Source organism: Halovenus marina (genome assembly GCF_051414115.1).
Lineage (GTDB): Archaea > Halobacteriota > Halobacteria > Halobacteriales > Haloarculaceae > Halovenus > Halovenus marina.
The window spans coordinates 1,128,911-1,154,072 of the sequence record NZ_JBLKNZ010000001.1 but is presented as its reverse complement, the minus strand read 5'-3'; the positions used below and the strand labels follow the sequence as shown (position 1 = coordinate 1,154,072).

The 25,162-nt window shown below is 63.1% G+C and carries 25 protein-coding genes and 1 tRNA gene; 8 read left to right on the top strand and 18 right to left on the bottom strand.

Features of this window, described 5'->3' with window-relative positions:
- Window positions 1-102 precede the first annotated feature (102 nt).
- Both guaB and ACMGFL_RS05895 read left to right on the top strand, forming a co-directional pair.
- Window positions 103-1,578 (top strand): IMP dehydrogenase, encoded by a 1,476-nt coding sequence (gene guaB, locus ACMGFL_RS05900; RefSeq protein ID WP_436934608.1) that lies wholly within the window; start codon window positions 103-105, stop codon window positions 1,576-1,578.
- A 24-nt stretch (window positions 1,579-1,602) separates the two neighbouring features.
- Window positions 1,603-2,037 (top strand): GNAT family N-acetyltransferase, encoded by a 435-nt coding sequence (locus ACMGFL_RS05895; protein WP_436934607.1) that lies wholly within the window; start codon window positions 1,603-1,605, stop codon window positions 2,035-2,037.
- 1 nt (window position 2,038) lies between these two features.
- Here ACMGFL_RS05895 and ACMGFL_RS05890 read toward each other — a convergent pair whose 3' ends face one another.
- Window positions 2,039-2,968 (bottom strand): UbiA family prenyltransferase, encoded by a 930-nt coding sequence (locus ACMGFL_RS05890; protein WP_436934606.1) that lies wholly within the window; start codon window positions 2,966-2,968, stop codon window positions 2,039-2,041.
- Between the two features lie 216 nt (window positions 2,969-3,184).
- On the opposite strand from ACMGFL_RS05890, the gene ACMGFL_RS05885 reads away from it, so the two are divergent.
- A complete protein-coding gene (locus tag ACMGFL_RS05885) occupies window positions 3,185-3,397 on the top strand; it encodes a DUF7979 domain-containing protein (RefSeq protein WP_436934605.1) in 213 nt (70 codons plus the stop codon).
- Window positions 3,398-3,448: 51 nt separating this feature from the next.
- On the opposite strand, the gene ftsY is transcribed toward ACMGFL_RS05885, so the two are convergent.
- From ftsY to rpl18a, 3 genes are read right to left on the bottom strand one after another with little or no spacing between them, the layout of a single operon-like run.
- Window positions 3,449-4,627 carry a signal recognition particle-docking protein FtsY gene (gene ftsY / locus ACMGFL_RS05880; RefSeq protein WP_436934604.1) on the bottom strand — a complete coding sequence of 393 codons (1,179 nt, stop codon included), beginning with the start codon at window positions 4,625-4,627 and terminating at the stop codon, window positions 3,449-3,451.
- A 6-nt stretch (window positions 4,628-4,633) separates the two neighbouring features.
- Complete coding sequence (gene pfdA, locus ACMGFL_RS05875) at window positions 4,634-5,089, bottom strand: prefoldin subunit alpha (RefSeq protein ID WP_436934603.1); 456 nt, start codon at window positions 5,087-5,089, stop codon at window positions 4,634-4,636.
- The gene (gene rpl18a, locus ACMGFL_RS05870; protein ID WP_436934602.1) at window positions 5,086-5,259 is read right to left on the bottom strand and encodes a 50S ribosomal protein L18Ae; all 174 of its coding nucleotides are present in this window, start codon (window positions 5,257-5,259) and stop codon (window positions 5,086-5,088) included. The genes pfdA and rpl18a overlap by 4 nt, the downstream gene beginning before the upstream one ends.
- Window positions 5,260-5,352: 93 nt before the next feature.
- Here rpl18a and ACMGFL_RS05865 point away from each other — a divergent pair, with 93 nt between their 5' ends.
- Complete coding sequence (locus tag ACMGFL_RS05865) at window positions 5,353-5,871, top strand: macro domain-containing protein (protein ID WP_436934601.1); 519 nt, start codon at window positions 5,353-5,355, stop codon at window positions 5,869-5,871.
- Window positions 5,872-5,951: 80 nt separating this feature from the next.
- Here the strand turns inward: ACMGFL_RS05865 and ACMGFL_RS05860 are convergent, their stop codons facing one another.
- Complete coding sequence (locus tag ACMGFL_RS05860) at window positions 5,952-6,383, bottom strand: hypothetical protein (protein WP_436934600.1); 432 nt, start codon at window positions 6,381-6,383, stop codon at window positions 5,952-5,954.
- Between the two features lie 332 nt (window positions 6,384-6,715).
- Here ACMGFL_RS05860 and ACMGFL_RS05855 point away from each other — a divergent pair, with 332 nt between their 5' ends.
- Complete coding sequence (locus ACMGFL_RS05855) at window positions 6,716-7,327, top strand: hypothetical protein (RefSeq protein WP_436934599.1); 612 nt, start codon at window positions 6,716-6,718, stop codon at window positions 7,325-7,327.
- 20 nt (window positions 7,328-7,347) lie between these two features.
- Here the strand turns inward: ACMGFL_RS05855 and ACMGFL_RS05850 are convergent, their stop codons facing one another.
- Window positions 7,348-9,057, bottom strand: a complete 1,710-nt coding sequence (locus ACMGFL_RS05850) for a methyl-accepting chemotaxis protein (protein ID WP_436936422.1) — start codon at window positions 9,055-9,057, stop codon at window positions 7,348-7,350.
- A 179-nt stretch (window positions 9,058-9,236) separates the two neighbouring features.
- Here ACMGFL_RS05850 and ACMGFL_RS05845 point away from each other — a divergent pair, with 179 nt between their 5' ends.
- On the top strand, window positions 9,237-10,139 hold the full coding sequence (locus ACMGFL_RS05845) for a PLP-dependent cysteine synthase family protein (RefSeq protein WP_436934598.1): 903 nt from the start codon (window positions 9,237-9,239) through the stop codon (window positions 10,137-10,139).
- On the opposite strand, the gene ACMGFL_RS05840 is transcribed toward ACMGFL_RS05845, so the two are convergent.
- From ACMGFL_RS05840 to ACMGFL_RS05820, 5 genes are all read right to left on the bottom strand, one after another.
- Window positions 10,136-10,675 carry a DUF5804 family protein gene (locus ACMGFL_RS05840; RefSeq protein WP_436934597.1) on the bottom strand — a complete coding sequence of 180 codons (540 nt, stop codon included), beginning with the start codon at window positions 10,673-10,675 and terminating at the stop codon, window positions 10,136-10,138. The two genes, ACMGFL_RS05845 and ACMGFL_RS05840, sit on opposite strands and share 4 nt — an antisense overlap.
- A 55-nt stretch (window positions 10,676-10,730) precedes the next feature.
- On the bottom strand, window positions 10,731-11,921 hold the full coding sequence (locus tag ACMGFL_RS05835) for a tRNA sulfurtransferase (protein ID WP_436934596.1): 1,191 nt from the start codon (window positions 11,919-11,921) through the stop codon (window positions 10,731-10,733).
- A 105-nt stretch (window positions 11,922-12,026) separates the two neighbouring features.
- Window positions 12,027-12,206 (bottom strand): hypothetical protein, encoded by a 180-nt coding sequence (locus ACMGFL_RS05830; RefSeq protein WP_436934595.1) that lies wholly within the window; start codon window positions 12,204-12,206, stop codon window positions 12,027-12,029.
- A 74-nt stretch (window positions 12,207-12,280) separates the two neighbouring features.
- On the bottom strand, window positions 12,281-14,941 hold the full coding sequence (locus ACMGFL_RS05825) for an AAA domain-containing protein (protein WP_436934594.1): 2,661 nt from the start codon (window positions 14,939-14,941) through the stop codon (window positions 12,281-12,283).
- Window positions 14,942-15,039: 98 nt separating this feature from the next.
- The gene (locus ACMGFL_RS05820) at window positions 15,040-15,747 is read right to left on the bottom strand and encodes an HU family DNA-binding protein (protein WP_436934593.1); all 708 of its coding nucleotides are present in this window, start codon (window positions 15,745-15,747) and stop codon (window positions 15,040-15,042) included.
- A 195-nt stretch (window positions 15,748-15,942) separates the two neighbouring features.
- Here ACMGFL_RS05820 and ACMGFL_RS05815 point away from each other — a divergent pair, with 195 nt between their 5' ends.
- A complete protein-coding gene (locus tag ACMGFL_RS05815; protein WP_436934592.1) occupies window positions 15,943-16,494 on the top strand; it encodes a hypothetical protein in 552 nt (183 codons plus the stop codon).
- A 3-nt stretch (window positions 16,495-16,497) separates the two neighbouring features.
- On the opposite strand, the gene ACMGFL_RS05810 is transcribed toward ACMGFL_RS05815, so the two are convergent.
- The 6 genes from ACMGFL_RS05810 to ACMGFL_RS05785 form a co-directional block, all read right to left on the bottom strand.
- Window positions 16,498-17,580, bottom strand: a complete 1,083-nt coding sequence (locus tag ACMGFL_RS05810; RefSeq protein ID WP_436934591.1) for a PAS domain S-box protein — start codon at window positions 17,578-17,580, stop codon at window positions 16,498-16,500.
- Window positions 17,581-17,711: 131 nt separating this feature from the next.
- On the bottom strand, window positions 17,712-18,635 hold the full coding sequence (locus tag ACMGFL_RS05805; protein ID WP_436934590.1) for a CBS domain-containing protein: 924 nt from the start codon (window positions 18,633-18,635) through the stop codon (window positions 17,712-17,714).
- Between the two features lie 65 nt (window positions 18,636-18,700).
- Complete coding sequence (locus tag ACMGFL_RS05800) at window positions 18,701-19,510, bottom strand: NAD(+)/NADH kinase (protein WP_436934589.1); 810 nt, start codon at window positions 19,508-19,510, stop codon at window positions 18,701-18,703.
- A 35-nt stretch (window positions 19,511-19,545) separates the two neighbouring features.
- Window positions 19,546-21,507, bottom strand: coding sequence for a CocE/NonD family hydrolase (locus tag ACMGFL_RS05795; RefSeq protein ID WP_436934588.1), 1,962 nt, complete (start codon window positions 21,505-21,507; stop codon window positions 19,546-19,548).
- A 71-nt stretch (window positions 21,508-21,578) separates the two neighbouring features.
- Window positions 21,579-22,181: a sialidase family protein gene (locus ACMGFL_RS05790; protein ID WP_436934587.1), complete on the bottom strand. Its 603-nt coding sequence runs from the start codon at window positions 22,179-22,181 to the stop codon at window positions 21,579-21,581.
- A 54-nt stretch (window positions 22,182-22,235) separates the two neighbouring features.
- Window positions 22,236-22,310, bottom strand: a tRNA-Val gene (locus tag ACMGFL_RS05785).
- Between the two features lie 170 nt (window positions 22,311-22,480).
- Between ACMGFL_RS05785 and tpiA the strand changes: the two genes are divergently transcribed.
- The gene (gene tpiA, locus ACMGFL_RS05780) at window positions 22,481-23,125 is read left to right on the top strand and encodes a triose-phosphate isomerase (protein ID WP_436934586.1); all 645 of its coding nucleotides are present in this window, start codon (window positions 22,481-22,483) and stop codon (window positions 23,123-23,125) included.
- 39 nt (window positions 23,126-23,164) lie between these two features.
- Here tpiA and ACMGFL_RS05775 read toward each other — a convergent pair whose 3' ends face one another.
- Window positions 23,165-25,093: an ATP-binding protein gene (locus ACMGFL_RS05775; RefSeq protein ID WP_436934585.1), complete on the bottom strand. Its 1,929-nt coding sequence runs from the start codon at window positions 25,091-25,093 to the stop codon at window positions 23,165-23,167.
- Window positions 25,094-25,162 lie beyond the last annotated feature (69 nt).

Genomic DNA, 25,162 nt, shown 5'->3' with positions numbered 1-25,162 from the left:
CGCAGGGGTGAAAGTGTATTGTGGTGATCCTACCCACGGGAGGACGACGCACCGGCATCAATATCTCGCAACGTTTTTGGCCCGCGGTGTCCCACGGTTTACATGGCGAAGGAATTCTCAGAGAAGTTGGACGTGCCGGAGGCGCTGACATTCGACGACGTTCTGCTCAGACCGAAAGAGAGCACCGTCGAACCCGACGAGTCGGACATGACAACGCGTGTCTCGGCAAACGTGAAGCTGAACGTCCCGGTCCTCTCGGCGGCGATGGACACCGTCACGGAGAGCGGCATGGCAATCGCGATGGCCCGACACGGCGGTCTCGGCGTGATGCACCGGAACATGGACATCGACGCAATGGTCGCGGAGATAGAGCGCGTCAAGCGCGCGGACGAACTCATCATCCGCGACGTGGTCACGGCCTCGCCCGACCAGACCGTCCGAGAGGTCGACGAGATGATGGAACAGGAGGGCGTCTCGGGCGCGCCAGTCGTCAACGACGAGGGGGAGGTGCTGGGAATCATCTCGGGAACGGACATCCGTCCGTATCTCGAAGTCGGTGACCGTGACGAGGTTCGGGAGGCGATGACCGACGAGGTCATCACCGCACCCGAAGACGTCGAACCGCGCGAGGCGCTCGAACTGATGTACGAACACAAGATCGAGCGAGTCCCGCTGGTCGACGACCAGAACCGACTGATGGGGCTGATGACGATGGCCGGAATCCTCCAGCGTCGCGAGTTCGACAACGCAGCCCGCGACGAGAACGGTCACCTTCGCGTCGGCGTCGCCGTCGGCCCGTTCGAGGCCGAACGCGCGAGCGCCGCCGACGAGGCTGGGGCCGACGTGCTCTTTATCGACTGTGCCCACGCACACAATCAGGCCGTCATCGAGAGCGCACGGGAGATCAAAGCCGAGATCGACGCGGACATCGTCGTCGGGAACATCGGGACGCGCGAGGCCGCCCGGGACGTCGTCGACTTCGCCGACGGCGTCAAGGTCGGCATCGGACCGGGGTCGATCTGTACGACCCGCGTCGTCACTGGGGCGGGAATGCCACAGATCACGGCCGTCTCGCAAGTCGCAGACGTCGCAAGCCAGCACGACGTGCCTGTCATCGCAGACGGCGGCATCCGATACTCCGGTGACGCGATCAAGGCAGTCGCTGCAGGCGCGGACGCCGTGATGCTCGGTTCGTACTTCGCGGGGACCGACGAAGCGCCCGGCCGCGTCATCACGATGCAAGGGAAAAAGTACAAGCAGTACCGCGGGATGGGGAGCGTCGGTGCGATGAAATCCGGCGGCGGCGAGCGGTACATGAAAGACGAGCAGGACGACGAAGACCTCGTCCCGGAGGGCGTCGAGGCCGCAACTCCCTACAAGGGGACGGTCGAATCCGAACTCCGCCAACTCGTCGGCGGGATGCAGTCGGGGATGGGCTACGTCGGCGCGGGGACGATCCCCGAGTTCAAGGAGCGCTCGGAGTTCGTCCGCGTCTCCTCGGCTGGCCAGCAGGAGAGTCACCCACACGACGTGGTCATCACCGACGAAGCGCCCAACTACAGCCCCGACGGCAACTGACCGACGCGAGGACTCGCAGCGACGATGACCGACTACGACATTCGACGGATCCCCGGCAATGCGACGCTCGCAGATGCACACGCCGTCAGACGTGTCGTCTTCATCGAGGAACAGGACGTAGACGAGGACATCGAGATGGACGGCGAGGACGACGACGCGGTCCACTACGTCGTCTACGACGAGGACACGCCTGTCGGAACTGCACGCCTTCGGGTCACCGACGGCGTCGGCAAGCCCGAGCGGGTCGCGGTGCGGAAGTCACACCGAGGAGCGGGTATCGGATCCGCGCTGATGGAACACATCGAGGCGGAGGCGCGCGAGCAGGGCTGTTCACTGCTTCGCCTCCACGCCCAGACTGCAGTGCGCCCGTTCTACCGCGAGCGCGGCTACGAACAGACGAGCGGGGAATTTCTCGAAGCGGACATTCCACACGTCGAGATGGAAAAGCACCTGCGATAGCTCAAACGGCAAACGCGTCCCACAGCACCACGAGGCAGGCGAGCAGGATGTGTTCACTGTCGATGACAAATCCGTAAAAGAGGGTCGTCCGGTCTTCGGTCGCGAACAGGCAGTACGAGAAGATGTAGGCGAGAAAGCCAAAGAGCACCGCGTACCGCTCGGGAAGCAGTCCAGAGAAGATAGCTCCAAACACGACCACGGCGACCAGCAGCGTCGCGGCGGCCGCGAGACGGCGCGTCCACGCGGGCCCGAGCACTATCGGCACCGACCGGATCCCTTCCTGTCTGTCACCCTCGATATCCTTGATGTCGAAGACGGCCGCCGCAATCGTCAACATCACCGTGACGAACCCGAACAGAAACAGAATGTCCGCCGTCAGCAGGGCGTCGTAGTAGACGCCCACGCCGAGCGGGATCAGCCCCCACGAGAGACCGACGAGGAGATTCTTGACCAGAAAGAGTCGCTTGAGCCCAACGGTCGAGTAGAGTACCGCGACGAGAAGTGGGAGAATCATCGCGGGCGCGCCAGGAATCTCACTCAGGATTGCGAGAACGGTCGCGCTGGCGTAGAGTGCAATCCCCGCCGCGAGCAGTGCCCGGCCGTGCTGGTCGATGAACTCCGTCCGCGAGGGGACGTTCGTCTCGTCCTCGGCGCGGTCCGCGAGTCGGTTGAAGGAGTAGACGAACACCGTGACGGCAAAGACGATAGCGACCGGAAGCACCTCCAACTGAAGGTCAGCGAGACCGACTGTCGTGACGACCACACTCGCTGCTGACAGCGAAATCAGTACGTTCGAGTGAACGAGCGCCAGCACAGTAGCGACTGCATACGCCCGAACCGTCCTTCCAGACCAGTGACGACCAGACCCAGACGTGACTCCAGCAGACCCAGACGTGGGATCATCGGATTCAGCGTTGCTGTCGTCGGTCATCACAGTTGCACCAATGGGTGAACAACCTCTCCATCAGTGCTGGGGAGCGGAGACACTTTCGGATTGTGTCCGAAACCGATCAAGAGGCGACGAGATGAGAGGAAACGGCTCACAAGAAGCGGGTAACGATGAGAGTTTCGCGACTGTCACAAACAGAGGTACATCCATTCTGAGCGACAGATTCAAGTGAGTGTATGTCGCAATACATGGTAACACATGTCACTCTCGTCTGCAGGCCTCGACGCAACAGCGGTGAGCCACGTGCGGGACAGCGACCGGGTCAGAGACTACGACGAACTCACAGAACGCGAGACGCGGGCGTTTCATCGAGTGCTCGACGGACAGCCAGTTCGGGACGGCAAACTGATCGAATCGCTTTCCAATAGCGTCATCAGGTTCACGAAGTACTATCGGATCAAGCGTCGATAGGACTCTGCTTCGACAAGACCGGGCGCCCGTCGATTCGACCGAGGGTCGCTCTCAGCTCTCGCCGAGGAGTTCGTTCACGATCCGTTCGGGGTCGAATCGATCCAGATCGTCGTAGTCCTGTCCGGTGCCCAGAAAGAGGATCGGCTTTCCGGTGACGTGCGCGACGGAGATAGCCGCGCCGCCTTGCGAATCGGCGTCAGCCTTGGTCAGCACTGTCCCGTCGATTTCGGCGGCGTCGTTGAACTCCCGGGCGCGGTTGACCGCGTCCTGCCCGGCGACGGCCTCGTCGACGAAGATGGTCATGTCGGGGTCGATGACCCGGTCGATCTTCGAGAGTTGGTCCATCAGCCCCTCGCTCGTGTGGAGTCGGCCAGCCGTGTCACCGAGCACGACGTCAACGTCGTTCGCCTCGGCGTACTCGACGGCGTCGTAGATGACTGCCGCCGGGTCCGAACCCTGTTCGTGTGAGATGATCTTCTTGTCGAGGTTGTCGGCGTGCTGTTCGAGTTGCTCGTTCGCGCCAGCGCGGTAGGTGTCGCCGTTTGCGAGTACCGACGAGTGGCCTCGCTGTTCGAGATACCGGGCCATCTTCGCGATGGTCGTCGTCTTGCCCACGCCGTTGACGCCGGTGAAGATGATGACAACCGGCTTGTCGGCGGCTTCGATCTGCTGGTCGAAGTCGAACTGTCCGACGCTGATGACGTCGTACAGCGCCTCACGGAGCGCGTCCTCGACGAGATTGCCAGTGCTTTCGAGGCGTCTGCGCGTCTCTCCGACGAGATTTGCCTCCACACCGTCGAGAATTTCCCTAGTGACTTCCATCTCGACGTCGCTTCCGAGGAGGGCAAACTCCAGTTCGTCGAGGTGGTTCTGCAGGTCTTCCTCGTCGATGACGGTCTTGCCGGTCGCGAACAGTTTCGCGCGCTCTGTCAGCCCACGGCCCTCGTCTGTCTCTGCTTGCTCGTCAGGCTGTGACCGTTCGGGTTCGTTCGCAGTCTCCTGATCCGTCTCAGACTCGTCGTCCCGCGCGTCAGCCTCGGCATCAGGTGTGCGGGACTCACTGGCAGTATCTACATCGGATGCAGCATCCTGTGCTGAGCCAGCCTCACTGTCGTCGACTGCGTTGTCACTGTCCGATTCAGCGTCGCCGACATCGGCGTCAGCGTCTTCGACGTCATCCTCGACGTCGTCAGTAAAGCTGTTGAGTTTGTCTTTCAGTCCGTCGAACATCCGCCTTTACTCGTCGTCCTGCTGTTGCATCTGCTGCATCTGCTGCATCTGCTGGGCCTGCATCTGCTCGGCCTGCTGTTCGAGCTTTTCGGTTTCGGTTTCGATCTCTGCGATCTGTGACTGCAGTTCCTCGATGCGGTCGTCGAGTGTGTCTTTTTTCGCTTCCAGTGACTCCTTCGCACCGTCCTGGTCGCGCTCTGCGGCGTAATCGGCGCCCAGATCGACGATGATCTCGTCGATATCTGCGATCTCTGCGCGGATGTAGGCACCGCCGCCAAGTGGGACCTGTACCGTCGAACCGCTGTCGAGTTCCTCGATCGCTTCGGCCGCCTCGTCGATATCCTGTTTCTGGGCCTGCAGCTGCTCGATTTCGCCTTCGACGGTCTCCTTGTGCTGTTCGAGTTCCTCTATCTCCTGTGCGACCTGCTGCATCTGGCCGCCACCGCCGCCGCCAAGGCTCATGCCGACACCTCCTCGATTTCGATCTGCGTGCGCTTGAGGCCGTGCTTCGAGCCGAAGTCGGCGTAGGTGTACTCGACTGCCACGTCGTCGTTTTCGGCTTCGAGTTGCTTCTCGAAAGTCTGCCACCCGTCGCGGGCTTGCCATCGACCAGTCACCGTATACTCGTTCATATCCACCGATGGGCAGGCAAGGGGGAAAGGTCTTGCTACTCGGAAAGGAAAACGGCATCCAGCTTTTTCATCGACGCGACCGAATGAGTCGGTATGGACTTCGAGGTCATCCAGGGGGACATCGCCGCCCAGTCCGCCGACGTACTCGTCAACGCCGCCGGAACGAGTCTGCAGATGGGGTCCGGTGTCGCTGGTGCGCTCCGACGCGCTGCCGGACAACAGATAAACGACGAAGCGGTCGAACAGGGCCCCATCGAGTTGGGGGACGTGGCCGTGACCGACGCCTACGACTTAGACGCCGAGTGGGTCATCCACGCCGCGGCGATGCCACACTACGGCGACGGACTCGCGACTGCCGAGAGTATCGCCGACGCAACGAAAAACACCCTCGAACGGGCCGAGGAACTCGGCGCGACGTCGCTAGTCATCCCTGCGCTTGGCTGTGGCGTCGCGGGATTCGACCTCGACGAGGGCGCGCGTATCATCTGTGAGCAGATCCTCGCACACGAGGCGGACTCGCTCGAAGCCGTTCGGGTCATCGCCTACAGCGACGAGGAGTACCAGACGATACGTTCGGTCGCCGCAGACGTTCGCGGGCAGAAAAGCGGGTGAGCGCGCTCTCGCGCCGTCGAGCGCGCGGAGAAAATCGATCCCGGAGCGCAGAGGCCGAAACATCGGCCTTCGGAGTTGTGTCACCATCCCCGCGTCAAATCGTCGACAGCGCGCCAGTTCCGCGCACTCCAGTACACCAGCCCACCGGCGACGATCCCTACAGATGCGAGATACAGCGACAGTTGGGGTGCGACGACGACGAGGCCGTAGATGACTGCCTCGGTTCCGAGGCTGATACCGACAAATCCGAGAACACCGGCTGCTGTCGCACGGCGCAGGACGTGCATCTCGTCCTGTGGCAGGTACCGCATCGCCACCAGCGCACCCGCGAACACGACTGCACCAGCGAGAAGATAGACCGGGAGCCTGACCCCGAATCCTGCAGTCGCTCCGTCGACGAAACTCGCCACGCCGACGGCCAGTACCACGCTGGCGACGAGTGACCCGCCGACGATGTGTACTCTCTCTAGCAGTCCCTCTCGATCCCTTGTCTGATCCGTCGAGGTTGCCATCGAAATATCGATATACTGTTACAAATATAAAAGTTAGTCAGACTGCCGTCAGACAGCGTATTAGGCCATGAAGTACAACTTTCCAATTTCACCAATATGGATATTATACAGATAGTAAATAATAGTAAAATTAGAATAAAGTTGAAAGAATATGAGGAGATGATCAGTATTGTAGTGTAAACGAAGGTACGGCTTCGAGCGGGAGCAGATGAAACGATCTTTGTACGCGTGGGGTCGAAGACAGCACATGGTCCTGTACGACCGCGGCGAGTCCGAACACGCGCGAATCGTCGGCGAGTTCGAGGACGCCGTCTCGTGGATGGCCCATCCCGATGAGGAGGGAAAGCGCGCAAGCCACCGACGATGGCGTCTGGATCCTCGACCCTATCGACGCGCCGAACGTCCACGACCACGTCGACGCGCTCGGTGACGTCGTCGGCGTCGCGGTGCTCTCGGCGTATCACGCACGCGATGCCGGACACTTTGCTCGACGGTACGACGTTTCCGTCTCGATTCCCGAGTGGATGAACCGCGTCGAGAAGCGCGTCGATGCCCCAGTTCAGCGGTACACGAACGTGCCCGGCGACGCTGTGGCTGGGTTCACGACGCGCGCCTGCCGCCCGTTTCCGGGCTGGCAGGAGGCGTTTCTGTTCCACGAGCCAAGCGCGACGCTGTTCGTCCCCGATTCGCTGGGAACCAGCCACCAGTTCCTGCTCGGGGACCAACGGCTGGGTGTGAGCGTGTTCCGACGCCTTCAGCCGCCGACGCAACTCCGCGGACTCGACCCCGACAGGATTCTCGTCGGTCACGGAGAACCGCTCACCGAAGACGCGGCGAGCGCGCTGGCAAACGCGCTCGATGGCACCCGACGGTCGTTTCCCAGGGCCCTGCTCGAAAACGGCGTCGACGCGGTGCGCTCGGGCCTCGGTGCGTTCCGGGACTGAGGGACAGATGACTTCAGCAGCTAATCTTGGGTGACCGAGAGTCGGTCGTGTTCGGGCGTGTCTGTCGCTTCCGCATCCTCGTCGGTCTCACCCCGGTCTGGCCCGTCGCCAGTCGTCGCCTGCGCCCGCCCGCGAACCTCCGCGACGGTGAAGCGGTCTAGCGCCGCCTGCAGGTCGTCGGCCTGTCCGGAAACTGTCTCCACGTTTCGGCTCACCTCAGAGATCGTCGCCGTCTGTTCCTCGGCCGCAGCGGCCGCGTTCTCGGCCTGCGAGGTGGTCTCCTCGCTGACGCTCGCGACTCTGTCGACGGTTTCGACGACCTGCTGTGCCGTCTGGGCCTGCTCGTCCGTCGCGTCGCTTATCTCCTGTATCGTCGCGTTCACGCTGTCGATCTCGTCGACGATGTCCTCGAAGTCCCGCAGCGTCGTCTCGATGGTTCCGACGCTGTCAGAGACCCGCGACTCCATGGCCTGCACGTCCTCGACTGTCTCGTCAGAGGCGTTTTGCACTCCCGAGATGCGCTCGGATATCTCCGCCGCCGAGTCGCGGGTCTCCTCCGCGAGGGACTTGACCTCGTCTGCGACGACAGCGAAGCCCTCGCCTGCCTGCCCCGCGCGTGCGGCCTCGATGGAGGCGTTCAGCGCCAGCATGTTCGTCTGCTCTGCGACCTCGTCGATGAAGGAAACGATCTCGTCGATCTCTGCGATCTCCTCGCCGAGTTCCTCGACCGCAGTCGCCGTCTGCTCGATGCGGGCCTCCAGTTCGTCGAGTTCCGCGAGCGCGCCCTCTGCGGCCTCCCGCCCCGAGCGACCGCGCTCTGTCGCACGCGCCGCGGTGTTCGCGGCGTCGTCTGCCGACGCTGCGATCTCTTCGACCGTCGCGGAGAGCGTGTTGATCTCCTCCGCGACGGCCTGCAGGTCCTCGGTCTGTTCGGCCGCACCCTGTGAAATCTCCTCGACCGACCGAGCGACCTCGTCACTGGCGTCGTCGACTTCGGCCATGCTCCGTGTCACGTCCGTGCTCGCCTCCGAAACTTCGCCCGCGAACGACTGCACCTCGCTGACAGTCTCGCCGAGCGTCCGGACGAGTTCGTTGTAGTTCTCGACGAGCGTCTCGTGTTGGGCTTCGGTCGCAAGGTCCGGGTCTATCGTCGCCGTCAGGTCCCCGTCCTGTGCGCGCTCGGCCGCATCGCTGAACGCCGATACCAGCGTTTCGAGACGTTCTGACCGTTGCTCTAGCTGTGCGGTCATCTCTTCGAGTTCTCGGGTGTGCGCTTCGAGATTGTCGGCCATCCGGGACAGCGAGTCACCAAACTCGCCCGGCACCTCCTCATCGAGCGCAGGATCCTCGAAGTTCTGCTCTGCGAGCGCGTTCGCCTGTGCCGACACCGTGACCAGCGCCTCCTGCATGTCCGCGAAGGCGTTCGTCAGCCCTCCTATCTCGTCGTTCTGGTCTGCCCGCGAGACGACGGTATCGACGTTCCCGGCGGCTATCGTCCGTGCGTTTGCCTCCAGTTCGATGATCGGATCCGTGAAGTCCTGTCGGACGATGAGGACGGTGTTGATCATCGCGACGAGCGCACCGAGAAAGAGCGCGCCAGCCAGCACGTACCAGAGGACGCCGCTGAACACGAACGGGATCACGAAGATGCCGACGGTGACGGCGAACTGAATCGCCACGGCGGCGAGCACCTTCCGCTCGATGGAATCTGTAATCCCGAGCAGATCCATCGAAGCCCAGAGCAGGTCTTCGTATCGGTTCCTGAAATCGAACGCGTTCATACGCGCCTCTTTGCCGATCTGGGTTATAAATCAACAGCCCCGTTTTTCTGGCGTGATAATCAGAGTGGCATCCCGAGTGTGCAGACGAACACGGCGCGTTTTTATTTCGGGTTCCGCTATATCGGGGTGTGTACGAGAACATCCTCGAAACCATCGGGTCGCCGCTGGTCGCCGTCGACAGTCCGGCGGGAACGACGATTGCGGCCAAAATCGAGTCGTTCAACCCCGGTGGATCGGCGAAGGACCGTCCGGCGCGAGCGATGGTCGATGCGGCCGAGCAGGCCGGTGAACTCGAACCCGGGGACACCATCGTCGAACCCACGAGTGGCAACACGGGCATCGGACTGGCGATGGTGGGCGCGACTCGTGGGTACGACGTCGTGCTGGTGATGCCCGAGTCGAAGTCCCCGGAGCGACGGCAGATCATGGCTGCGTACGGGGCCGAACTGGAACTGGTCACCGGCGACATCAGCGACGCACGCGAACGCGCCGACGAACTCACCGACCAGTCGGGATACGTCCAGATGTACCAGTTCGAGAACGAGGCAAATCCCGATTCACACTACCGGACGACCGGGCCAGAAATTCTGGAGCAACTCGACGGACGTGAGCCGGATGCGCTGGTCGCGGGCGTCGGCACCGGCGGAACGATCACGGGAATCGGCCGCCGCCTGCGCGAGGAGTTTCCCGACATCGAAATCGTCGCCGTCGAGCCAGCCGAAAACGCTGTGCTCTCCGGTGAACCCGCCGGAACCGACGATTTTCAGGGGATGGGGCCGGGGTTCGTTAGCGAGAATCTGGACCGGGGTCTGCTCGACGACGTCGAAACGGTCGACATCGACGCCGCCGAAGCGGAGTGTCGCCGTCTCGCACGCGAGGAGGGGATTCTCGTCGGGCAGTCCTCGGGGGCCTCGAATCTCGCCGCGAAGCGCGTCGCGCGCCGCCTTCGGGAGAGCGCGGAGGACCCACTCGTGCTCACCGTCTACTGGGACTCCGGCGAGCGATACATGTCGACTGGGCTGTTCGACTAGGCCTCGAACTCCGATTTGGTCACTCTGACGACGAGCGTCTCGTCAACGTCACTGAGGTCGTAGTCGGGGATGCGCTCGCCGGTGCGGGCGAGAAACATCGGTTCGACGAGTTCCGGTCGGCCAGTCTGTTCTGGCTCCATCTGATCGTCGTCGGTCGACTCTGCGTCAGGGTCTGTCTCGCGGTCGTCTGTTTCGTCGTTCGGGTCGACGACGCCGTACACCTTCAGGAACCGGCCGGTCTCGTCCGGGTTGAGTTCGTCGTTTCTGATCGCGGTGGCGAGGCCGCGCGAGAGCCACTCGGTGTCGCTGACAGAGGGCTCGTAGACGAGCGCGTCGGAGACGAATCGGGTGAGATACCAGTCGAGGTCGTTGAGCAAGGAGACTGCCGCACCGAGGCTGACCGTCTCGACGACGAGCGTGTTCTCGTACGGTTCCCGCAGGTCGTAAGCGGCGAGCGCGTCGCGGGCCGTTTCCCGCGAGAGGAGTTCGTACTGGAGGTGACTGCCCGCCTCACCGACCAGACAGACCCGCGTCATACGATCACCGAGTGCTGGCCCACCAAAAGCGGTTTCGGCTGGTCGGCAACACGGTTCACTCGGACAGATCGACGACAGCGACGGCCTCGGCCGCGTCGCGTGCGAGTTCGGCCACGTCGTCCGGTTCAGACGCCTCGACCGCATCCAACGCCGGGTTCGTCGCTGGCATCTCGGGCGCAAGCCGGTGACAGCCGGTGTCGATAGTCGCGTCCTCGTAGGTCCCGATCGCTTTGGCGCGCTGGGTGATCGTAGACTTGTCTGTCCCGACGAGCGGACGATGGATCGGCAGATCGGTAACGGTGCTCGTGACAGCGATGTTCGCGCTCGTCTGACTCGACTTCTGGCCGATCGACTCGCCGGTTCCGATCCCGACAGCGCCGACATCGTCGGCGACTGCCTCCGCAATTCGATACATGAACCGGCGAACGACGAGCATCCGAAAATCATCGGCCTCGTCCACGATTCGGGCGATCCCGTCCCCACCGGGGGCGACCCGAAGCCGAAGATCACCGGGCACGTAGCGGTCGAGTGTCGCCGTCGTTCGCTCGGCGCGGATCTGGTGGTCGACGCCGCCGTACTCTCCAAGATCGATGTATAGCGGATAGACCGGACAGCCCCGTCGGAGCAACTCCCACGCGGCGACCGGGGAGTCGATGCCGCCGCTGACGAGTGTGACGATCGGTTTCTGTGTGCTGACGGGGAGTCCGCCCGGCCCGTCGCGTTTCTCGGTGAAGACGTAGGCCTCATCGGGTCGACACTCGACGTGAAAGGTCGTGTCGGGGTTGTCCAGATCGACTGTCGGGTCTGTTCCCGTCTCACGAATAGCCGCGCAGACAGCAGTGCCGCCCTTCTGCTCGATGTCGGGGCTCGAAAAGGGATGGTCGGAGTCCTGCCCCGCCCGCCGAGCACGGACTGCAAGTGATCCGCTGTCGCCTCGCGCTCGTGCGGTCGCGGCGAGCGCGTCGGTGATGGCGTCCATCGTCGGTTCGACACGCAGGCACGGACTCGCAGATACCACGCCGGGGCAATCGGTCACGGTATCGGTGACGGCCTCGACGCGTGCAGGCTGAGTTTCGGCGTACAGGCGCGTGTGTTCGCGCCTGACCGTCGCGTCGAGAGTGCGGTCGTCGAGCATCACCACCAGATTCTCCTGCAGTCGCTGTTCCATCCGAGCGAGAACCCCCTGGCTTTTGATACCGATCTCACCGTATCTGACGAGCACGGTGTCGGCTCCCGGCGGGTGCATAGCAGACGTTCGCGGGCGCGGAGCAACAGGCTTTGGATACGGCGATTACTGTGTCGATCAGGAGGCCCGTGCCAGAGAAGCCCGAGGCCGGAACGTGCCGAGCAGTTAGTCGGACTGTGACTCCTCTATCGCCACGTACAGCGCGCTGAGGATCACCACCACTCCGAGACCCATCATCGCATACTGAAGGTACCACACCGCAGAATCGAGCAAGAGCAGTCCGACTGTGTTGAGTCCCAGACCCGCAGAGAGGAGCGCGACCCACGTGTTCTCTTCGTCGTCCATGTCTCAGCGATTTCGTCCAGCGAGTATACGAGTTTTGTATCGGAAGCGTAGGTTGCCTGGCTCATCCGAACAGACTATCGCGCCCACTCGACCATCCGGGCGTAGGTGTCGTCGCTCGCGAGCGTATCGGCGTCACCGACGAGGACGAGCGCCTTCTTCGCCCGTGTGAGTGCGACATTCACACGGCGGTAGTCCTCGAAGATCGGGCTTTCGAGGCTGCCGGTGGCGACGAACGAAACCACGATGACCTCTTTGCTGGACCCCTGAAACCGGTCGACCGTGTCGACCGTGACTGCCTCGGGAACGCGTCGGTCGATCTCCGCGACCTGCGCACGATAGGGCGCGATGACGCCTATTTCACCTTCCGAGACGCCAGCGTCGAGATACGACTCGACGGCGTCTGTCACTGCGGCGGCTTCGGCGGGGTTGGTGTGACCCTTCTGGGTTCCACCGGGGTCGACGAACGCGACTCGGTCACGAAGATGTGCTGGGAGTCGGTCTGACTCGACGTCCGGGAGGTCGCTCACCTGCTGGCTCGCGACGGCACCGGTCGCTGGGCGAAGCGCCCCGTCGTAGAACTCCCGTGAGGGGTAGGCCTGAATCCGCTGGGCCATCCGGTACTGGCGGTCGAGCAGTTTCGACGCCTCCGGATAGGCCTCGATGAGACGCTCGAACAGCGACTCGCTGAGGTCAGTGTCGGCCCGCGTCACTGGCGGGAGTTGCTGGTGGTCCCCGACGAGCACGAACCGGTCTGCCAGCGCGACTGCGGCGAGCGTTCCTGGTTCCGTCAACTGTCCAGCCTCGTCGACCACCGCGACGTCGAACGACTGGGTTCGCATCGCCCGGGAGCCACACGAGGCCGTGGTTGCCGCGACGACACTCGCTTCCTCCAGTTGGCTCGCACACCGCTGTGGGTCGCCAGATCTGTCGAGTCTGTACTCCTGCATGTCCGCCCGAACGCCGCTCTCGCTTCCGAACCGGACGATGTCGGTGACGCCCTCCTCGATGAGTGCCTCCAGCGCGTTGTCGACTGCCCGGTTCGTGAACGCCGAGATCAACACCCGCTCGCCCCTGTCGAGAAACTCCCGGACGATTGTCGCGAGCGTGTATGTCTTCCCCGTTCCCGGTGGGCCGTGGACGAGCGCGAAGTCCTCGGCACCGAGTGCCATCCTGACGGCCTCGTCCTGCGCGGCGTTGTTGTCGATGACCGTCTCCTCGATTGGGTCGATTTCCGGTTCCGCGCGACCAAAGAGTGGATCCTTCCACTCCGGCGACTGTGTGAGCACGGCGTCGTGGAGCGCGGTCAACAGCCGATCGGTCGTGAGTTCTGAGGGATAGATGTCCAGCCGACGCAACTCGACCGGTTCGTCGGCCGTGACGACGATTTCCCCATCTGCGCCGCCGAGTCGTTCGACGCGAGCGAGTTCCGCGTTGCCGCCGACGGGGTCGCCGTCGCTGGCGAGCACCAGATCCCCCGTCCGAATCTTCGAGACTGCGCCAGTGCCGGTCGCGCGCAGTTCCCACCGACCGCCGTCGAGTTCGCGCTGTCCGGTCGGTTCGAGTCCGACCAGCGCCCGGTCGGCGTCAGCGCGCTCCTCGGGGGACTGTCGCCAGAGTTTGGCGTACTCGCGGTGTACCTCGCGGCGCTCTGTCTCGACGGCTCGATAGAAGCGGTCGAAGTAGGTCCGTTCGGACTCCGGGACTGCGGTGCCGACCTGTCCGGCCTTCGACTCCTGGTCGAGTCGACCCGAGACGGCCATGCAGGTGTCCTGCTCGAAGCAGTACTCGCATTTCGCCTCGCCCTCGTAGCCCGTCGGCACACTCATGTCGGACTCCATCGCGGCGATTTCGTTGCGAGCGCGCAGGACGAACGCGAGCAGTCCCGAGCCAATCGAGAAGTCCTTCGCTGGCGAGAGGTCACCCGACGTCTCGGCGCGGTCGACGGCGGCGTTTTTCGTATAGAGGAGCGTCCCCGTGTCGGGGGTGGTCTCGCCGTGTTCGCCCAGAATGAGCGCGTAGCAGGTCGCCTGCACCTTGTCCTTGAACCGGGGGTCACGCTTGGTGTTTTTCCCCGTCTTGAGTTCGACCGGTGCGCCCCGCCGAACGGCGTCGGCCCGGCCCTTGAGGCCGTAGCGTCTGCTGATCAGCGTCTGCTCGGAGCGGTACTCGTCGCGCTCGGTGAGCGTGCCCTGTTGGAGCCATCCCTCGATGGCCTGTGCGTGCTGGCGAACCGACTCCGTCATCGACTCGACGTCGGCACCGAGCAGTCCAAGGTCGAGTCCGGCCTCCCTGACGCGGTCTTCGACGGCCGCCTCGACGTCTCGGCCCCGGAGCAGGTCGCCGAACACCTCGTGGACGATGGTCCCCTTGACGACCGGTTCCGCGAGTTCGATGCCACCAATCTTGTTGAGATAGTACATCCGCGGACAGTCGACCCACGCGCGGACGTTCGTCACGTCGACGATGAAGTCGGGTTCGACGACCACCATCGTCCCGTCGCCCGTGGTGTATCGGGTCTCCCCGCGGTACTCGTCGACGTCGGCGTCGTAGACTGCAAGTTCCATCCCCGGTTCGAGCAGTGCGCCGGCTTCGGTCCACTTCCCCCAGAGCGTGACCGTCGTCTCCTCGGCCGACTCAGCCTCCCGAAGTGAGACCTCCACCAGTTCGGACTCGCCGTAGTCGGTCGAGACCGTTTTCCCATCACTGACCCCGACGACGACACCGCGTACGTTCACGACATGAGTCAGGGACGGGGGCAGAAAAACGCTGTCGGTGTCAGAGAGAACGATCACACGAGAGCCGACGGCAGGACTACTGTTGTTGCGTCAGCCCACTAGTTCACGGCTTTGGACAGTTCAGCGCCCGCTTTGAATTTGACCACGTTTTTCGCCGCAATCTGGATCTCCTTTCCCGTCTGTGGGTTGCGGCCGGTTCGAGCGGACCGCTTCGAGATGCTGAACGAACCGAATCCGACCAGCGATACGGTGTCGCTCTGCTGGAGCGCTCTTGTCGTGACACTGACGAACCCGTCGAGTGCCTTCTTCGCGTCGGCCTTCGAGAGACCCGCGCCGTCCCGTGTGTCGGTTGCGATGCGGTCTGCGTCGACGACGACGTCAGCAGAGCGGCATCTGGATCCTGCTTTGTTTCGGCGCTGGTCGCCCTTTCCAGGGCCGAGATCGAGTGCGGCGGCGAGTTCCGGGCATTCGTCGACATCGACTATCCCGTCGCCGTCCGAGTCGTTTCCGCTGCCGTTTTTGACGCGCTGGGAGACGGAGAACAGACCGAATTCGGGGAGTAGCACGCTGTCACCGTTTGCCAGTGCTTTTGTGGTGGCGTCGATGAACGCGTCGAGCGCGGCCTGTGCTTCGGCTTTGCTGAGGCCAGATTTGCTCGCGATTGCCTCGACGAGTTCGGCCTTCCGTGCTGTTGCTGATCCGGAGAGCGCGGGTATGCCGAGTCCGAAAAGGATCGAGAGGGCCCCGCCTCTGTGAAGAATGGCTCGGCGTGAGTAGGTTGGTTGAGGTTTGCTAACGGAATTCATATAGAATCATACGTATAGAGGGCAGAGGATAGCATAAGTATTCCGTAATTATATTATACATTATATTAAAGATGTGTCTATTAAATAGACGAACGGGCGGCTAGTGAAAACCGCACTGTTCAGTGCAGGAGTCCAGTTGCAAAGAGCAACTCCGAGAACCGATGCGTATTTTCACGCCGAACCCCAAGCGAGGATATGCGCGTTCGAGACTGGGAGGATATCCTCGAAGACGTCGCCGAGTCGAAGGCTGACCCCTCTGGATGGCGGGCGGTCGGCGGTGACCGCGAGCGCGGAATCGGTGAAGACCTCTATCTCGGCCATCCGGACGTGGGGGCCTACCAGATCAAGACCTACGCGAAAAACCCCTATCAGGTCGAGGGCGTCGGGACACGGATCGCCCGCCGGATCGACGACGAACTCGACCCACTCTTTCCCAACGAAGAGACTCGAAACGGACATTTCGGCGTCCAGCAGGGGGTCGAAGACGAGGAGACCGCAAAGGAACAGGTTCAGCGTCTCGGGTCGGTCATCGAGACACACGCCGACGCGCCGACGACGCCGGACGCGTTGTTCGAGGACATCATGGACGCGATGGACAGCCCCGCCTACGGGCCGATGGAGTTCGACCACTACGACCGCCCCGAGGGGATGGAGACGCTCACCGACACGTTCGAGGAGGCCGAGGAGTTACTCGAAGTCGAATTCGACGATATCGTCGACGAGAGCGTCGACCGGGGCTTTCAGTAGCGCTCACTGCGGGGGATCGGCGGCCGCGAAGGCCAGTTCGACACGATTGCCCGTCCCATCGTACTCGAATCGCAGGTCTCCCTCGACGACGCGTGTCACCCAGTAGACGAGCCACAGACCCACGCCAGCGGAGTGTGACAGGTCTGTCTCCTCTTCCTCGCGGAGCACCCGCCGCTCGGCTTCGGGGATCTGCGAACACTCGTCGAGGACGGCCGTAACGACCTCACCTCCCTCAAGATAGACTTGAATATGCACCGAGGGGTGGCCATCGCCCTCGTAGTGTTCGATACCGTTTTCGATCAGTTCCGAGAGCGCTACCTCGTAGGAGTCGGGCACGCGTGCGTACGCCGACTCCGGCGCGTCGATGCTGAGTGAGACTTCGGGGTGGTTTGCGCGAAACTCGGTGACGACCCGCCGGGCGTAGGTTGCAACGTCAGTGCGGTGGTCGGTTTCGGGCACAGCGCGGATCCGCTCCTGGATGGTGCGGACCTTCTCGCTGAGTTCGACCATCTGCCGCGCGTTGGCTTCGATCTGTGTCGCAGTTTCGATCACCGTCTCGAAGTCAAAATCGTAGTCGTCGTCGGTTGCACGCGTGCGGAGAAGTTCGGCCTTCCCCATCACCAGTCCGAGCTTGTTGCGGATATTGTGTCGCAGGACGCGTGTCATCACCTGCAGCTTCTGTTCGCGGCGCTTGCGCTCGCGAATGTCGCGGGCGACGCCGACGATGCCGTCCAAGTCGCCGTCGTCTCCGAGTACCGAAAAGTGAAGTTCGGCAGGGATGCGGTTGTCGTCTTTCGTCAGAATCGTCGCAGTCCACGTCTCAGAAGTAGTCTCATCGACCGAAAGCAGGCGATTGATTCGCGCTCGGCCCGTCTCGGCGTCTTCGTCTGCGAGCAGCCGATCCAGGCTGTCACCGACCAGTTCGTCCTTCTCGTAGCCGGTCGTCTCGGACATCGCGTCGTTGATAAAGGTGAACCGGCCGTCGCTGTCGAGCATGTACAGCATCTCCTCGGCCTCCTCGACGAGATGCTGATAGAGCTGTTCACTCGTCCCCTCGAATGCCCCCGCCTCGAACTCCTCTGACACAGTTTCACCCTGTTCGTCGTCTATCATATATGTTCCGGCCCTCGGTCATCACAGTCTCCCCCACCCGATGACCTGGTTCTCACTATTCACGCTGCGATTGTATAGGTACTGGGGAGTTTCAGACTCTGAAATTACTGGGACGGTTCGACGGTCACTCGTGCCATCTCGGGCAGTTCGTCGACGAGAACCGCTGCCTCCCCCTCGATCACCTGCTCGCCTGCCTCGTCGTACACGTCTGTCGTCAGTTCGTACTTGTTCGAGCCGAGGGTGTCGACGACCTCACAGCGTGCGGTCACGCGCGACCCGATATCGACGGGGGCGAGAAATGAAAGGTCCTGCGAGAGATAGATCGTCAGCCCCGGGATACGGGCGAGGGCGGCGCTGATGAGGCCACCGACGAGCGTTCCGTGAACGATCCGCCGTCCGAATCTGGTCTCGCTGGCGTACGCTGCATCGAGGTGAAGCCGATTCGTGTCACCGCTCGCTGCCGCGAACGTCCGAACGTCCTGTTCGGTGATCCGCTTGCTGAACGTGGCGGTGTCGCCAACGGTCACCGACCCCTCCGAGACGGTTATCGACTCGAACGTCCAGTCAGGATTCTCGTAGGCAGTTTCCTCCCGGGCGTGTGTCTGCGTCTCCCGGTCTGCCGAGGCTGGCATCCCCGCCCGGTGGAACACCTGTGGAACGTGTCGAACGATGTCGTCCGTACTGAGAAGGCCGACGAGTTCTGCCCCGTCGAGAACGACCAGACGGGCAATATCGTGTTCGCGCATCTTCGACATGGCCGCCGTGACTGACTGATCAGGTGCAATCGAGCGCACTGGGGCGGACATCACGTCGCGGATCGGTAGCATCCCCGCGTCGTCCTCGGTTCCGAGGGCTCTGAGGAGGTCAGTTCCGGTGACGATACCGACGACATCGCCGTCTTCGGTCACGACGAGCGAGTTGATATCGTACTCGTGGCACATCGCTGCCGCCTCTGTGACAGTCGACTCAGCAGACACGGTTCGCGCAGGACTGCTCATCAGGTCCTGCACCTGAATCGGGATGGACATCGTTCCCCAGTTCGAACCGAACCGGGATAGCTATACGGGGCATATCGGGGACAGTTTGGCTCCGTTCACTCTGTAGATGAGAGCGGACGAAGCACCGCCATCGATTCGGTGGACTGACGAACCTCGATCGACTCCCCGACTGATAGCTCGTAGGTCTCGGAATCGTTGTCGCGAACCAGCACCGCGCCCGAGGCGTGGTCGGATTCCAGCAGTTCGAACTCGACGGTGCTATCGGGCGAGAGCACGCGAAACGACGGCGTGTCGACCGGCGTATGCACGTTGTTGAACGCGACACCGAGGCCCTCAGAGAAGGTTCCGCCCGTGACCGAGCGGTAGTAGGCCGACGAGCCAAAGGGCGTCGCGACGAGCGCGCCGTCACCGATGAGACGCTCGAACGTCTCAGTCGTGCCCCGGTCGTGGATCCGGACGGTGAACACGGCCGCGAGCGTCGGTGCGCTATGGTGGAGGTTGATCTCGTTGAGTGCGCGAAACCCACCGCGGAGTTCGGTTCCATCCCGATACGCGGCGATCGTTCGATGCTCGACAGTCGTGTAGCTCTCACCCGAGGGGTCGGCCTCGATTCGCTCCAGCGCAGCAAGCAACTGGTCGGTTTCGAGGTGAGTCTGGTAGCCAACCGAATCGCCCGTCCGTACCGGAAGAATCGTCGGTTCAGCGTGTGTCCGTGCAGCATAGAGGATCGTTCCGTCACCGCCGAGAGTCACGATGACGGCCTCGGTGTCGTACTCCTCGACCACGTCGAAGCCGTGCTCGGTGAGTTTGTGCTCCCACCGACCTTCGGTCTCCCTGTCGTTCGAGACGAGATAGTAGTGCATGATTGGGCTGTTTTCGAACTGCGGGCGTTTGTAGCTATCCACGTGTCGACGCTCCCCACGCTGCAATCCGAATCCGGCTAGTTACGCGTCCACGTCCACGTCTCGTCGAACACCACCTGATCGTCGAGCGTGACCGTCGTCGACGTCTCTGCGTGGTGTCGCGCGATCCGGTTCGAAACGTCGACTCGGACGGCGGAGTCGCCCCAGTCGAATTCTGCAGTCGTCTCGCGGGAGAGCGACACGCTCAGCGAGTCGTCGCTCGTGACCTGCGTCTTCGTTCGCCCGGACAACTCGAACTCGCCGTGGTCGAAGGGTAGTCGATACCCCTCTGTCGACGTTACTGTGGCTGTCTCTGCGAGATGGTCGCGACTCGTCGACCAACTGCTCTCGCGGTTCGGTTCCTCGTAGCCAGCGGTGGGGGACGGCATCGCCACCGTGTCCGCGAACTCGACCGGGTCGCTGTGACGACGACCCGGGAAGCGAAGCAACGAGGGGTCGGCAGGGGTCGATCGAAGCGTGAGCGACCCCTGATAGGGCGGCGGCAACACTCGCGGAAAATCGGCCGCACTGACCGAGAGGCGAAGGCGATGGCCGGACTCGAAGACGTGCGATTTCGGTTTCAGCGGGAGCGTCACCTCGTACTCCGACCCGGGTTCGAGTGGGTCCGGGTCGGCAACGCTCTCCCGACAACTCGCGAGGCCCTGACCGCTGGTGACGAGGCGGGCCGCCCCGTCTTGGGACACGTCGATCACCCGTGCAGCGACGACCAGATCCGGCGTCGTGGGCTGGATCCGGAGCGTAACCGCACCTGTCCCGGTGAGTTCGAGCGGCGCGTCGAGCGGGCCCGAGTCAAACGTCATCGAGCGCGCGTCGTCGTCGTTCGTGAGTGGTGGCGTCCCGTAGTCGACTGCGTGCATCCCGACCGTCTGGTCGTACTCGTACTCGCGCGCGACAGAGCCGTCCTCCCACTCGCCGCTCAGAAGTCCATCGGACGTCAGGTCGAACTGGAGTTGCTCCACGTCGTCGTCCCAGCGCGGCCAGGCGTCCGTCGTTCGCCACGCTCCCTGCTCCGTCTTTCCGCCTCCGTCGCGTTCGGTCCAGTAAGAGATTTCGGGACCCGTTTCGATGCCATTTTGCTCGCCCTTGAGGAATCGGTCGAACCAGTCGCGCATCTGTTGGTAAAATCCGAGTGCGTGCTCGCGGCCCTCCGGCGGCATGCGATGTCGCCACGGGCCCAGAAGCAGACGCTTGGGCGCGTCGATGCGCTCGAAACACCGGATCACCGTCGGCGTGTTCGCCTCGTCACGCCACCCGCCAACCGAGAGCGTCGGCGTTTCGATGTTCGACACCGGAATCTCCTTCGACCGCCAGTAGTCGTCTCTCCGGTCGTGTTCGAGATACTGGTGCAGCCACGGTTCGGACTCGCGTAACCCCTCCAGTCGCGTGCGCCAGATGCGCGCCCACCGCCCCTCGGGGTCACGACGGCTCGGCGGGAGCGCCGGGAGCGCCTGCATCAGCGGCAACCACGTGCCGCCCATCCGAAACAGCTCGAAGGCCCCGCCCTCGTACATGTCGTGATAGTCGAGGTTTGGCGCGTGTATCGGAACGATCGCTTCGAGCCCGTCGGGCTGTTGGGCCGCAGCCGCGAGTGCTGTGAGCCCCGGATAGGACAGTCCAAACATCCCGACCCGACCGGTCGACCAGTCCCGGTCGGCCAGCCACTCGACGATGGCAGCGCCCTCGCGCCCTTCCTCGGGCGTGAACGGCTCCGCTCGCACCCCAGTCGAGGCCCCGGTTCCGATCATGTCGGCGAGGACGACCCGATACCCGCGCTCCGCCAGAAAGTGAAAGCCGGGATAGTGAAGCCCGTATGCTCTGTCGTCTTTCCGGTATGGCGTGTAGACGAGCACGACCGGTTCACGGTCGGCGGCGTCGGTCGATTCGATCCGCGAGGCAGCGACCGTCTCGTCGCCGACTGGGATCCTGAGGCCGTCGTGACGAACGAGGTGGTCTGACTGGGCGAGCGGGGACGGAGTCATACTGTTCCGTGTGAACCAGCCACAAAAAAGGTAGCGTCCGCAGAGGCCCGAAAGATGGAGTGGGTCGGTCGCTAGTCGAGCGACATGAGCCAGATGTTCGGTGCGACGTCCTCGTCGTAGAAGGTGACCAGCGTGTGTCGTCGGTCTTCGCCCATCTTCGCGAACGTGGCGTAGCCGAATTCGGCCTCGTTGTCGGACATCTGCACAGCAATTGGGGTGACGGGGGTGTCTTCGAGGAGTGTTGGATCCTGCCAGAGGAGGCGTGCGCTGGCCTGCATGGAGTTCACCCGGTCGTTCGTGCGGTCGCCCCAGATGACAGTCACCTCGTTCGCGTTCGTCCGCTTGAACCACGCTGGCGTCGGGTCGACCATCCCAGTTGGATTGAAGTAAACCGGGTCGGTCCAGGTCAGGCCGCCGTCTTCGCTCTGCATCGCGAACATGTCCGCGGTGGCGTTGTCACGGCCGAAGGTCCAGAGTTTGTCCTCGGTGTAGGTCGTCGGAACCGGTTCGGTGAGGACGCGTCCGGGGACATCCGTCGAGTCACCGACCAAGACGTTGTTCCCCCAGGTGCGCCCGCCATCGGTGCTGAACAGCGCCTCGACGACGCCGTAGGAAAGGGCCGAACGTACGGAAGTCAGAGAGCCACCGCTGATCGGGGCTTCGACCAAGGACATTTGAGGTTTGAAGAAAACTGGGGTATAAGGCTTGAGTAAGCCTTTTCCGCGCTATGGGTTCGGGCAGATTTGAACTGCCGACCTCCTCCATGTCAAGGAGGTGTCATAACCAGCCTAGACCACGAACCCTCGCACCAGTTCGTACCGGCCACGGTTAATTGAAGGTTTCGATCTGGTGGGCGTCACGTCCGTCGATTGTCGACAGTTCACACGCGGATCGGCCGCGGGAGAACGGGGCCGAAAGCGGACTGTCGGACCGATTCGATAACGTATTTGGCCGTGCGCGCCCCCGCTAGGGTATGTTCGTCCTCGTCAACCTGAAAGCGTATCCCTGTGACCCAGTTGCGGTCGCCAGCGCGGCCGGTCGCGCCGTCGAAGGGACAGACGCGACAGTCGCAATCGCACCACAGACAGCCCATATCGGCGCCGTCGCAGACACCGGCGTCGAAACGTGGGCCCAGCACGTCAGCCCAGTCGAACACGGCAGCCACACCGGCAGCGCGCTCGCGGAGGCCGTCGAGGACGCTGGCGCGACTGGCACGCTGTTGAACCACTCGGAGAATCGGCTGAAACTGGCCGACATCGACGCGAGTCTCGACGCCACAGAGCGTGCCGGACTCGACACAGTCGTCTGCGCGAACAACCCCGACCAGATTGCGGCCGTCACCGCGCTCGGTCCCGACGCCGTCGCCGTCGAACCCCCAGAACTCATCGGCACCGGAACGCCGGTGAGTCAGGCCGATCCCGACATCGTGAAAGACGCCGTCGCGGCCGCGGAAGCCGTCGATCCATCTGTCGACGTCTACTGTGGCGCAGGCATCTCCACCGGCGAGGACGTCCTCGCCGCCCGCGAACTCGGCGCTGACGGCGTCCTGCTGGCAAGCGGCGTCGCCAAGGCCGACGACCCGGCCGCAGCGCTCGGATCGCTGCTCGATCCGCTCTGAGAGGATAGTCCGCCGATCGCAAGCGGAATCGCCGACGGCTTACGTATCGAGAACCGTCTCTTCGATGTTTTTCGCGTACCGTTCGATCGTATCCGAGTCGGCCCCGTCGAGTGTTTCGGAGAGATACTCCCGAAGACAGTAGTCGTACCGGCCACGGCCGACGTGTTCGACGAGGCCGCGGGTGCGAAGCCGTCGATTGTGAGCGTACGCCCGCGTCCGGTCGCCGTCGCCGCCAGCCGCGAAGTGCGCGTTCAGCGGCGTCCCCGGCCCGAGTTCGGCGTAAAATTCGAGCATCTTCCGCGTCTTGGTTTCGAACTGCCCGATGTCGGCTTTGAGTTCTCTGACCGCGAGCGGTTCGCTGTGACCAGTCCCCTCGACCGGCGTGTGCGCATCTGCTGATGGGGAATCAGTCCCGACTCGCTCTGCGTCGTCTGACTCGAACGCCGACTCGTCGCGCACATCCTCGATGGACAGTTCCGAGGCGGCCTTGAGCGTCTCCATCACCGCCTCGGCGCTGAACCCGCCGCCGCCCGACTGCGTCGCAGTGCCGCCGTCTGTCGTCGCGGTATCGGCGCTTGCGGTGTCGGCCCCTGCAGTATCGACGCCTGCGGTGTCGGTTGGTGCAGCGTCGACACCCGCAGTGTCGGCGTCTGCAGTGTCGACTCCTGTCGCGTCCGCTCCCGCACCGTCTCCAGCGGCGTCCATCATCGCCGCGAACCCGTCCATCCCATCCATCTCGGCGGTATCCTCTGATCCCGCGTCTGCTGTCGCCTCCGTCTCTGGGTTCGCTGACGCCTCTGTGGCAGCCGAGTCCGCCGTCTCGCTGTTCGAACTATCGGTCGAAGGCTGGTCGTACTCGGCGTCGAAGTCCATCGAGGGGTCAGAGCGCATCCGTTCGCGCTCGGTTCGGCCCGGGGCTGGCCCCTCGACTTGTCGAACGAGGGCGTTGACGAACTGGTCTGCCATCCGACTCAAGTCTCTGGCGTCCTGGAGTTCTGCCTCCAACTCGGCAATTCGCGAGTTCTTTTTGTCGAGTTGTTCGCGCAACTCCGCGATTCGGTTTTCCGTCTGCTCGCGCTCGTCGCTGATCGATTCGAGTTCCGACACCAGGTCGTCGCTGACGCTTTTCAGGTCCGGGCGCTCGAAGTCCTCCAATCCCGGCGTCGCACCTGCGTCGAAGGTGCGCTTGCGGTGAAATTGTACCCGCCGGACCGACTCGGACCAGTCGGTCATCAGGAATCCCTCGCCGTCGTCCAGGTCCTCAACAGCGTCGGCGTACTCGGCGTCGAGGATTCGCTTGACGACGCGGGTGTCGTTGTTCCAGGTGAGGCGATGCCAGAGCAACCAGTCACACTGGGTGATGAAATCCTTCTTCACGTCTGCGGGGCGCTGGCTGATCCCACAGATCCCGAGGCCGTGTTTGCGGCCTCGTTTGCCGATTTTGATCAGCATTCGCCCACACTCCCCGACAGAGCCGTTCTCGGGGATGTACTCGTGCACCTCCTCGACGAGCAGGAGGAACGGCTGTTTCTGCTTTTTCGCCTTCGCGAAGAGGCTGCGCGCGACGGCGGTCAACACGTCCTCAGCCTCGCTTTCGTCGAGATAGCTCGACACGTCGAGGATGATCGGAACGTTCTGTTCGAGCGCGAGCGAGGCGAGTTTCTCGGAGTGGTCGGTGGTGACCTGGATGTCACACTCCTCGTCTGCGCCCGCGTGGAGGATTTCGTACTCCTCCTTGAGCCCGTAGTACTCGCCGTCGATGTCGACGATGAGCAGTCCGAAGCCGTTGTCCAGCAGGTTCTCCGCGATGACGCTCGCGGAGTTCGACTTCCCGCTCCCGCTCTTTCCGGTGACGAAGCCACGACCAGTCAGCAGCTCGACGACCGGAAGCGACACCTCGGCACAGGTGTCCGACCCGCCAAAGCCATCGCTAGTCTCCGCGACGGTGATTGCTTTTGTCTCGGCCATACGCGTTGCCAAATTGTGGCGGCTCAGCCCACATAACTCTCCGTCAGACGGACGACAGACACAGTCGCC